Source organism: Corallococcus sicarius (assembly GCF_003611735.1).
Taxonomy (GTDB): Bacteria; Myxococcota; Myxococcia; order Myxococcales; family Myxococcaceae; genus Corallococcus; species Corallococcus sicarius.
Genome location: NZ_RAWG01000633.1, coordinates 1 through 1,371, shown reverse-complemented (window position 1 = coordinate 1,371; position 1,371 = coordinate 1). Strand labels below are relative to the sequence as shown.

The following is a 1,371-nucleotide window of genomic DNA, read 5'->3' as shown; positions in this document are numbered from 1 at the left end:
CCCCTGACGCGGGCTGTCCACCACGAGCCCCACCACCGAGTTGTCGTAGACGAGCTCCAGCTTGTTCATCCGGCCCCCCTTGAGGGCCGCCCCCGCCTGGGACAGCGGCGTGACGGACCACAGGTAGCTGCCCTCGCCCAGCGCCCCGGCCTCCAGCGCCGCGCGCGTGTCCGCCACCGTGCGCTGCACCACCGGCGTCGTCAGCGCGCCCGCCTTGTACACCGCCACGCGATAGGTGCTGGCCCGCGGTTCGGCGCCGTAGCTGAACGTCACCGCCGGGGGCTTGTCCTGGTAGAAGATGGTCGTCTTCTCCGGCCCCTCGGGCACCACGTTGCGCACCCGCGCCAGGGGGCTCGTCGTTGCCTCGGGGGCGAAGAGGGCGCTGCCGGCGGCCACCTGCGTGCCGTCGTCCTTGCGCACCCGCCAGTACAGCGTGCCCCGCGCCGGCGCCGACACGTTGACCGAAGCGCGATGCACCCGGCCCCACAGCACCCGGCGCGTGAAGCCAGGGTCCAGCGCCGCCTCCACCACCGTGTCGCCCTCGCCCTGCCAGGTGAGCGCCACCTCCGTGAGCCCCCGGTGGTACACCCGCGTGCCATCAACGGGCCCCAACGCCACCGTGGCCGCCTCCAGGGGCTCCACCTTCGCGCTGCCGTCGTTCTCCACCGTGGCCCGCTCGCCCGCGCGCAGCTCCTGCCGCTTCGCGCCCCGCGTGAGCGTCACGTCGCCCGTGTGCGCCGCCACGAGGAAGCCGGAGCCGGTGCGGCGGATTTCGAGCTTCGCCGCGCCCCCGCCCTCCAGCGTCAACTCCGGCAGCACCACGCGGCTGGTGCGCCCGGCGGCGAGCTGCACCGCCAGCATGCCCTGCAGCAGGTTGACGCGCGCCTCGTCGGTGACGCCCTGCTGCCCCGCGCCCTCCAGCACCGCCTCCGCGCCGGGGGACAGCGTCAAGAGCGAGCCGCTGTCCTTGAGCGACAGCACCGCGTCACCGCCCTTCGCGCGCACGCCGTCGCCGAAGGCGAGCACCTCGCCGTCGCGGCGCACCTTGCGCCAGCGCCCGGACTCCTTCGACTTCACCTCCGCGTTGCCGCCGGGCCCCGCGCGCACCGTCACCGCGATGGGCGCCAGCTCCACGACGCGCGGGCCCGCGGGCACCACCTCCGCGCGGTCGCGGGTCAGGTCCACCGCGTCGCCCTCCGCCGCGCGCAGCGTGCGCCCGTCCTTGGAGACGAGTTCGATGGCGCCCAGCTTCACCTCCACGCGCGCGGAGTCCTCGTCCACCGCGACCTTCACCTCCGACGGCTCGGAGCCCACGCGCGTGAGGCCGAAGGGCGTGAGGATGCTCAGCGTCACCTTGACGCTGAGCATCCT

1 protein-coding gene is annotated in these 1,371 nt (G+C 74.6%); it reads right to left on the bottom strand.

What is annotated here, in order from left to right; genetic code table 11:
- Positions 1-1,353 (bottom strand): hypothetical protein (locus tag D7X12_RS41380; protein ID WP_208719632.1); only part of this gene is annotated, 1,353 nt, incomplete at its 3' end.
- Positions 1,354-1,371: the final 18 nt, after the last annotated feature.